The sequence below is a fragment of the Undibacterium sp. GW821-FHT11B02 genome (genome assembly GCF_058808955.1).
Window position 1 is genome coordinate 1 of record NZ_JBXASD010000026.1, and the last position, 8,709, is coordinate 8,709.

At 45.6% G+C, this 8,709-nt stretch carries 8 protein-coding genes; 2 read left to right on the plus strand and 6 right to left on the minus strand.

Annotated features, from left to right (window positions below; all coding sequences use genetic code 11):
• Positions 1–1,385, plus strand: a 1,385-nt coding sequence (locus tag AC1RVX_RS29845) for a beta strand repeat-containing protein (RefSeq protein WP_493220222.1), incomplete at its 5' end; no start/stop codon positions are given.
• Positions 1,386–2,002: 617 nt separating this feature from the next.
• Here AC1RVX_RS29845 and AC1RVX_RS29850 read toward each other — a convergent pair.
• The 5 genes from AC1RVX_RS29850 to AC1RVX_RS29870 form a co-directional block, all read right to left on the minus strand.
• Entirely contained in the window at positions 2,003–2,608 is a 606-nt protein-coding gene (locus AC1RVX_RS29850; RefSeq protein WP_493220223.1) for a response regulator transcription factor, read from the minus strand.
• Positions 2,605–3,732, minus strand: coding sequence for a sensor histidine kinase (locus tag AC1RVX_RS29855; RefSeq protein ID WP_493220224.1), 1,128 nt, complete (start codon positions 3,730–3,732; stop codon positions 2,605–2,607). Before AC1RVX_RS29855 ends, AC1RVX_RS29850 begins: the two co-directional genes overlap by 4 nt.
• Positions 3,733–4,164: 432 nt before the next feature.
• Positions 4,165–4,887 carry a hypothetical protein gene (locus AC1RVX_RS29860; RefSeq protein WP_493220225.1) on the minus strand — a complete coding sequence of 241 codons (723 nt, stop codon included), beginning with the start codon at positions 4,885–4,887 and terminating at the stop codon, positions 4,165–4,167.
• Positions 4,888–4,946: 59 nt separating this feature from the next.
• Positions 4,947–5,234: a hypothetical protein gene (locus AC1RVX_RS29865; protein ID WP_493220226.1), complete on the minus strand. Its 288-nt coding sequence runs from the start codon at positions 5,232–5,234 to the stop codon at positions 4,947–4,949.
• Positions 5,235–5,445: 211 nt separating this feature from the next.
• Positions 5,446–5,709: a hypothetical protein gene (locus AC1RVX_RS29870; RefSeq protein ID WP_493220227.1), complete on the minus strand. Its 264-nt coding sequence runs from the start codon at positions 5,707–5,709 to the stop codon at positions 5,446–5,448.
• Between the two features lie 61 nt (positions 5,710–5,770).
• Between AC1RVX_RS29870 and AC1RVX_RS29875 the strand changes: the two genes are divergently transcribed.
• Entirely contained in the window at positions 5,771–7,792 is a 2,022-nt protein-coding gene (locus tag AC1RVX_RS29875) for a hypothetical protein (RefSeq protein ID WP_493220228.1), read from the plus strand.
• 97 nt (positions 7,793–7,889) lie between these two features.
• Here AC1RVX_RS29875 and AC1RVX_RS29880 read toward each other — a convergent pair whose 3' ends face one another.
• Entirely contained in the window at positions 7,890–8,420 is a 531-nt protein-coding gene (locus AC1RVX_RS29880; RefSeq protein ID WP_493220229.1) for an SH3 domain-containing protein, read from the minus strand.
• Positions 8,421–8,709: the final 289 nt, after the last annotated feature.

Consider the following 8,709-nt stretch of genomic DNA (forward strand, 5'->3'; position numbering starts at 1 on the left):
TGGCCGGGATTAATGAGAACTTTACCGGGACGGCTGCTACGCTGACTGGGACTACTGTTAATGGCAATGCTGGCGATAGTGATGCTATTACATTAACTGGCTCTATCAACGTAACGCTTAATGATGGGGCAAATGGCGGTACGATTTCTAATATTAAGACATTGAATTTGGCTAATTTTGGAGTCAATAATATTGGTTTTGCCAACGCAGCTACTGGTATTGCTACGATTAGTGGTGGTAATGCCTCTGATAGTATCAACCTTTTCAACACTGGCTCTACTTTTTTGGCGGGAAATATCAATCTAGGCGCGGGCAGTAATGCACTTGGTCTGGAAGGTAAAACTTATACTGGTACATTTAGTGCAGGATCAGGCGCAGATATTTTGCAAATGCAGAACGGAACTAACATTGCTGCTGCTAATGTAAATGGGTTTGAAACGTTGATACTAGCTACCAATGCATCCGTTACTATGACAACCGCCGAATATAGTGCATTCACGGCTTTGCTTGGTGCTGGTGGCACTGAAACAATTACCTATACTACGGCAGGTACTATTTTTGGTAATGCTGTAATTGAAAACTACGTTTTAGCGAACGGTGCCAATACCTTTAATATGGGTAGTGCCACTCTGGTATCTGTTACGGGCGGCACAGGTGTTGATACTTTCAATTTGTCTACCGTAGTGATTAATGCTGCTGCCAACGGCGGTATTAATGGCGGATTGGGATTTGATCAGCTCAATGCTGGTGTGCTGGCTGGTGGTTCCATTGACTTTAGTGTGAAATTAACTTCTATTGAAACGGTCAATATAGTTGCTAGCACGACTGCAGCATGGACTATCAAGAATGAAGACGGTGTAGGCTTTGCCATGAACCTGTTTAAAGATGCGGGTGGTGCAGATTTAAATAATGTCACGCTTGGTTCTGGCGGTCAAATACTTAACTTGGCAGCGCAAGGTACGGGGAACATTACTATTACCGGCGGCTCTGGTGCCGATACTATCAATCTATCCACCACTGCGGCTGGTATTGACAATATTGCGTTAGGTTCTGTGATCTCTGCCATCGATACGGTGGTTAACTTCAAAGTTGCTGGTGCTGACGTGTTCAAGACAGGGACTAATGCAACAACATTGAATGCATTGAACATCGCTACCGCAGATACGGCGTCATTTGCAGCTGCTATCGCTACGGCAGCAAATGCCGCTGGTGCGACATTAGCAGCCAATACCCAGGCTTACCTGATTACGGTCAGTGCAGGTACTGCTGCCGGTATCTATGCCTTCCAGAACATTGGTACCGTAAATGGCACGGTGGATTCGACTGACTTTATTGTGAAACTCGTGGGAGCAAGCACCATCCTGGTGAGTGACTTTGTTGCTTAATTTTTGTAGTTGAAAAGAAGTAAAACTCGATGTGGTCTTGGTATTTTCGGTCACATCGGGTGTTGGGCAGCATCTGTTTTGGGTGTTGGGTAGTTGTTTGAGCTGTAAGAACCATCCTAAGTTTTGCTTCGCAGGCAGAACATTTACCCGCAGAGAATATCTGCGGGTTTTTTTGCTAATTTATTTTGATATCGACCAATTCTGCAAGCGCAATATGTCACTGGACTTACCAATGGATGTGGTTGAATACACAGATATCATGGGAGCTCTGTTCCAGTCCATGCAGTGCGGTGTAAGGTATAGGCTGGCACCAGAATTTCTTTGTATAGATGACTGATGTTGTTGAGCATTTGAAAATGCTACATCTATGTCTGAATAAACGAACTTATACTCAGGTCCACCTGTTTTCGACAAACCAGGCACGTGTTAAATTGACAGTTAGAGGGAAATGAAATTAGCCAGGGGGAGATACGACGATTCCAGAAAAATCCCATGTGGCACATGGGATTTGGAAAGAATTGGCTGACGATTTAGGTGATGGATTTTGAAGAAGATCTCACATCGAATATTGAAACGTCAGAAGCAAGTTTGATCGTTTCAGTATTGTCCGATCAAACTTACAGCCAGCCAGCATCACTGGCTATGCGGAAAGCTTCAACGCGATTCTTTACATTCAATTTACCGATTATATCTGATAGATAATTGCGCACCGTGCCTTCGGATAAATGAATAAGCCTGGCGATTTCGGCGTTGCCGGCACCAGAACCTGCTAGCCGCAACACCTGACGTTCGCGTTCAGATAATGGATCGTGTGGGCCATTCCAACCTTCTAGCGCCAGTTCTGGTGCTATCACACGTCCACCGGATTGCACCGTGCGAATGGCTGCAGCCAGACTGGCAGATGGCGAGTCTTTCAACATATAACCACGCACACCACTGGCGGTGGCACGCCGCAAATAACCGGCACGGGCAAAGGTAGTCAACATAATGACCTTGCACGGTAATTTGTGTTCAGCAATACAGGCGGCCAGTTCCAGCCCTGTCATGACCGGCATTTCTATGTCGGTCAATATGATGTCGGGGCTTTCTTTCTGACAGACTTCCAGCGCTTCCTGACCGTTTTTCACCAGAGAGATCACGTCCAGATCGGGTTCAAAGCGCAGTAGTGCAGCAAGTGCACCAGAGACCAGTGCCTGGTCTTCTGCAATAACAATTCTTATCATGCGGCACCTTTGATGGGGAGTAAAATTTCTATGGTCAGGCCATTTGCGTGATGTATGTTGAGCGTGCCCTGCAGAGACTGTATGCGTTCAGTCATGCCGGTTAAACCACTGCCTTTTCTGATTCTGAAATCGCGATGCGTTGCCAGTCCATCGTCAGCAATCATCAGTTTGATGTATTGGGAATCAGAAGACAGTGTGATCTTGCACTTGCTGGCTTTGGCATGCCGGATGATATTGGTGATGGCTTCTCGTAAAGCGAGGGCAATTACGTTTTCCAACGGCAACGGGATTGCGCATTGCTCAATGAGGGAAATCATTTTTACTTCGGCAGCATTCAGGGCTTTTTTAGCCAGGCGCAATTCCAGTTCAAGACTGTTGGCCCGACAGTTGCGGACTGTGGAACGCACTTCCCCCAGAGTTTCACGTGCACTTTGTTCTATATCTATCAATTCATTGGCGCAAGCATTCGGGTCTGTCTTGATCAGCTTGCGTGCCAGATCTGCCTTCAAGACGATGACTGACAGTGTATGGCCAAGTACATCATGGATATCACGGGAAATTCTTTCGCGTTCTGCGAGGCGTGCAAGATTTTCCACTTCTTCCTGTTTCCTGAACAGTTTTTCATTTGTGCGTATGTTTTTTTCAACCAGGATGTTGACGATACCAACCGGTAAGCAAAATAACAGGGTCGGCAGCAGAAAATGAGGCGGAAGCTGGAAGACAGCATCTGCCATCAATAAAATTGCGCAGACAATATACAAGGCAGAATAAGCAGACCGGCTATTTGCCAGGCGCGAACACATACCAACGCCGAATATCACAAACACTGCAGCGCCTGCATTATGAGGCGCCCATAATATGCCAAGAATGGTGACAATAATGATGCAAGCGAACAGACGCCAGTCGTCAACCCGCAAGCTATATATAAACAGCGGTACAACGCCAGCAAATGTAGCCAGTACCATCAGCAGTTCGTCACTTTGTGGATTGATTTTTGTGTACTTAAATAAAAAACAACCAAGCAAGGCCAGCCAGAAATAGGGGGCATTGTCATGCCTTTCATCGCTGGATGACGTGGCCGGGGTAGAGATGAAATCACCGAGTTTTCTAAATGCTAAGTTCAACTTGAAATCCTTTGCTTGTATTTCGGAAATAATTTCACATGGAATTATTTCTCTACTCACATGCTGTTCAATGAGAAATATTCGAGATTGGAGATTACGACGTGGCCGATTACAGATTGATTACAAATGTCATTACAGAGCGGGTAATCTGGTAAATGCGAATGATATTGTCAGTAAAGCAATATTTGAGTGGTGCTGCAAGAGAAGGTATTCGTTGGCCGAACCTGGATATCACCGATAGCCGATATTGACGCTCCATCATTCGTGATTTCAGGGTGCTTTCTGAGAACAAAAGTATTGCCGACTTTGATGTCAGCATTTACGGGGTGAAAGGTGTTGCAGGCGGTTTGGCAGTTCAGATATTACGAAACGCATTTCTGATACCAACACAGGCTGACTTTTATAAGATGTGCAGACAAGTTGCCTGCGGTATCATGCCTGCGAAGCCGAAGGGGTGACGCAATGGGGCTTTAACAACGTCGTCGTATACGAGGCATGCAATTGTGAGCGCGCCGTTTCAGGGTCTATTTGACAGCAGTATCGAAAAAATAAATTGGGTTGTCGTCCTGCAAAATGATGTCCTACGTCGATTGACTCATCTATCATCAAACAAGGTTCTTGCCATTGCTGCGCCAGCATCCCTATGGTTTTTATTGATGTTCCCGAAGATTCAATCATCCACGTGGCCTTGCCGCCCGAAATTGAAGGCAAGAAATCCCTTTCATGGATTTGCTTTAGCAAGTTTGCCAGGCTGATGTTGGCAGGCACGGCAATATTTTCAGCATGCGATATCATGTCGTCGCCAGCATATACGCTGTCCCTGTCTATTCGTATTTGCAGCATGGGTCTTACATTGGTTTGCCGGCTTACCTGTTGCTTTCTCTGTTTATGAAACAAGCCGCCTGCCAGTTTACCTATGAAAAGCAAAAATGCCAGTGGCCATGCCAGCATCACTGACAAACCAAAAAACCAATCCAAGGTATGACTGCCGATTAAGCTTGCCAATAGCACGCTGATCACTGGAGTGCTGAATACAAAAAACATGGCCCAGACAAAATAAGAGCGCTCCCAAGTTGCTGAAGGCTGGCGTTGCCAGCCATAAACAAAGCCGCTCGCGAACAAGCCAGCCGCCGCAATAGTCCAGTTAAGCATCATGGATTCCTTTGCTTATTAATATTCGTTGCGGATACGGTATTGACGCGCACAGTGGGAAATCAGAATGCCGCAGATATGCCATCAATACGATCTAACCGGATGATGATGCGGCTAGCCTGCTGGTTGCGTCCGATGACGTATTTTTCTTCTAAGGCAGTGACTACCATGGCGATATTGTTGCCGTTTGTGTGAATGGTGATGCCCTTGTTTTTCTCCTTGCTTTCAAGCAGGGTTGACCGAACGGCGTCTTTTTCGCTGGCAGAACCAGCATCTGCAGCACCGACGCTACCAGTGGCGACAACGGAAGTAATCAGTAGTGCCTGTATCAATTTGTTCAGTTTGATCATGGTGTTTTTTCCTTTTTGATGAATTGAAAAGTATGTCGTGTTTTTGCTGAAATCGATAGCGCATCTGGCTCGAAGCCATATCTCTCTCAGTCAGGATGATTAAGTCAAATTTTTATTGAAATGAAATATGCACGATAGATAATGCCGTTGCTGCAATGTATAAAACCAAGTCAAAGAATCCTGTCACTTCATTGCCAGAACTCATCCGTATTTATGAAAAGAGTTCTATATTAATGCCGGTTTTTTGCAAAAACTTTGACAGACCTAGTCTTTCACAAATAGCGCCAGCTTTCAATATGTCAAATGTCATATTAAAAAATGATGCGGGACACTTACCAAGAAATTTAATACTTGTGATGATGCTTACCAAGTTCAAAACTTGCCACAAAATTTCCATGTGAGAACTTTGTGGCAAATAAAACTGGTGTTCGGAATGAAGTGCCGCCGCCCTTGTATCAAGTCCGGTTTTAATCATATCAATCTCAGTTTTAGCGACTACATCTCATTCGATAGTGTTGCCCATCAGGAGAAATAGCATGCAAATGCATAAAAAAACAATCCAGACAATGATCTTGGGTCTATATCTATGCTTGTTGGGGATGTCGGCCTTGTTAAATGCCAATATCACCCTGGCTGCTAGCGTCGTCAACAGTCCTGCACATATTGGTTTTTCATCTAAGACTGTGGGTTTTGGCGCGACCAATGCACGTAATGCTGGTTCGACAGAATATGCACTCATTGAATTTGTTGCCGACACTGGTGTTGTTGATGCATCAGTGACTGTCACGGTGAGCAGTAGTGATCCTTCCCTGATTTCAGTTAACAAAGCAGGTGTTGCCAATGCTCTGGGTAATTATGTCCTGGCAGTTCCAGCTAATGCTGCGTCTGGTAGTGCCACTGTCACTGCAACGGCAACTGTCGCGGGTGTTACCTATACCCGTTCGCGGATTTTTGTCATTACGGCGGCCAGTGCAACTATTCCTCCAGTGACAGGGTCGTCCACCATCACCAGAGCGATTACTCCAACATTGAATGCCGATCAGTCTGGTTGTGCTGTGATTAATTATTATGATGTGGGCGTGGGGAAAACCTACACGGCTTTGGGGCAGCTGCCATGGAGTCAGTTAAAAGGCTGTGATACCGTCAGGATTTATGCCAAGCCTAACAATGTTCCTTACAATGAAATGATCCTTATTTCAGCTGGTACCAACCTGGCACCAACTGCACCAAACAAATTCATGCGTGTTATTGGTGTACCTGACCCTGTGACTGGTGCTCGCCCTATTATTGATGGTGCGCCTGATGCCCAAGGCAAGCTGGCGACGCAAGTGGAAACATTGCCAGGGCAGGCTGCCCGAACACTGCAATATCATGACAATGGCAGTGCCAGCCGTATATTGTATAAACTGGGTCTGGTCATGGTTGGGCCACAGTCAGGCTATAACTACAATAACGGTCCGGCAGGTTATATAGGTATTGAAAATCTTGATATCCGTAATTCTATCTATGGCAATTCATTTACGGATGCCCAGGGCCAGAAAACAGATAGCTATGCCAGCTTTGGTACTTGTTTGTATGTGGAAGCTGCGGCACATCTGGTCGTAAAAAATAACATGCTACATAATTGTGGTAACGGCCTGTTTATCAATTCCAAGAATAGTACGATAGTTGAATTGTCGCAAGATGTCTTAATTGAAGGTAATAGCATCTACAACAATAGCAATGCACCGATTCCTGGTGTCACCAATGGTTTTTCTGAGCACAATAGTTATACGGAAGTGCGCGACATCATATTCCAGTACAACTATTTTGGTGATGTTCGCCCCGGTGCTTTCGGTGATTGTTTAAAGGACAGATCTTCCGGCCTCATCGTCAGATATAACACCTTTGCGTCCAGCTGCGGTTTGCAGTTGAATTTGATGGACTCTACTGGTGGCAATGGTTTGATCTATGGTGATCCTGCTTATGCCATGACCTATGTATATGGCAATCTGTTCGATGTTGCACCTGGCACAAATAGCACCAATCTGGTTTATTACGGGGGTGACAGTGGTGTGACGGCGCATTATCGTCAGGGCACCTTGTTTTTCTATAACAATACGATGGTGGTAAAAGGGGATGCTACTCATGGCATTTATCCAGAAACACTGATGTTTAATCTGGTCATGCCTGGCGCTGTTGCTGACGTAAAAAACAATGTCTTTTATGCGGCACCAAATACCCCCGGCTTACCTGGCAAAGTGCAAGCCATGGCGTTGGGCAAGGGGACGGTCAATATGGCAAACAACTGGGTATCACCAAATGCCGCCCAGTATTGGGTGGGGCATTTGACAGGTGCTGTGGTAAATGGCTGGAACACTAACCTCGGTGCAAATAACAATCCCATGTTGGTGAATCTGGCGCTGCATGATTATCGTCCGGCAGTCGGCTCACCCCTGATTAATGCAGGTAATGGACTGGGTAACCTGACCTCCAGTCTACTGCCTATCGCGCAACCAACACCCATAACTGTACGCAAGCAAGATGGGATGATAGATATCGGTGCATATGAATTTTGATGAAAAATTTCGGTAACTGATTTCTTTTTCATGAAAGAGTCCCGGTAGATACAGCAGGTTTGCTATATCCACTGGGGCTTTTGGCCGTTGATTGCTTCTATGAACAAGTCGTGACCGGATTGCCGCAATATGAATTCGGCGGCATCCAGCCTTTGACATTCTTATATTGGATTTCCAGCCATTCGCCGTTACAGCCTTGCACGCTTGCTGTGGCTTCATCAGGCATTTTCCCAGTGACTGCACTTTGTTTGTCGGGATTGGCACGCAAGCTGATTTTTCCTCTGGCATTGATACCGGTTAATGGTCCATATACCCAGCCTTCACCCTTGAAATATACAGTGCTGTTGACACCAGTTACCTGTCGAATCCGTAACCATTTTCCTGCGGCACCGCTTACCTCAATTTCTGAATCACTGTCTTCAATTGTGGTCAAGATCTTGTGGTCAGAACCGGGGCCGTTACGGATATTGCTGCCCTTAGTGTCTGGGTCCATAGGGAACACCCTGAGTTTGCATGCCACTATTTCATGGGCGGCATACGCTGCGTCAGACAAAAGCAAGACACTTGCCGTTAGCAAATAGCACAAACCGTATGTGGCGGTGCCGGATATCTTAAGAGTCATTTTCATATTCGTTGTCTGTTCATTGGCAAGTAAGAAATAAGTTTAGCATCGCTCTTTTTTAAAAGCACAAAAAAGATACATGTGGCTTTTTTTAATTTCCGACGCATGACATATGTCATGAAAAAACATGAGTGCCCACACTTACGGTCAGAAATCAAGTCTGTAAAGATGTGCAACTGTTACCAGGTGGAACTTGGTTCGCAAATTCGAGACATAACCCCCACAGGAGTTCTAGATGGCCAATGCAGCAACCGATATCCAAAAGCTTTACATCGCTTATTTCAACCGTCCAGCG

What these genes read in the sequence shown, in the direction of transcription:
- AC1RVX_RS29850 (WP_493220223.1), bottom strand. Translation starts at nt 2,608, where the DNA reads ATGATAAGAATTGTTATTGCAGAAGACCAGGCACTGGTCTCTGGTGCA.
- AC1RVX_RS29880 (WP_493220229.1), bottom strand. Translation starts at nt 8,420, where the DNA reads ATGAAAATGACTCTTAAGATATCCGGCACCGCCACATACGGTTTGTGC.
- AC1RVX_RS29865 (WP_493220226.1), bottom strand. Translation starts at nt 5,234, where the DNA reads ATGATCAAACTGAACAAATTGATACAGGCACTACTGATTACTTCCGTT.
- AC1RVX_RS29875 (WP_493220228.1), top strand. Translation starts at nt 5,771, where the DNA reads ATGCAAATGCATAAAAAAACAATCCAGACAATGATCTTGGGTCTATAT.
- AC1RVX_RS29860 (WP_493220225.1), bottom strand. Translation starts at nt 4,887, where the DNA reads ATGATGCTTAACTGGACTATTGCGGCGGCTGGCTTGTTCGCGAGCGGC.
- AC1RVX_RS29870 (WP_493220227.1), bottom strand. Translation starts at nt 5,709, where the DNA reads ATGATTAAAACCGGACTTGATACAAGGGCGGCGGCACTTCATTCCGAA.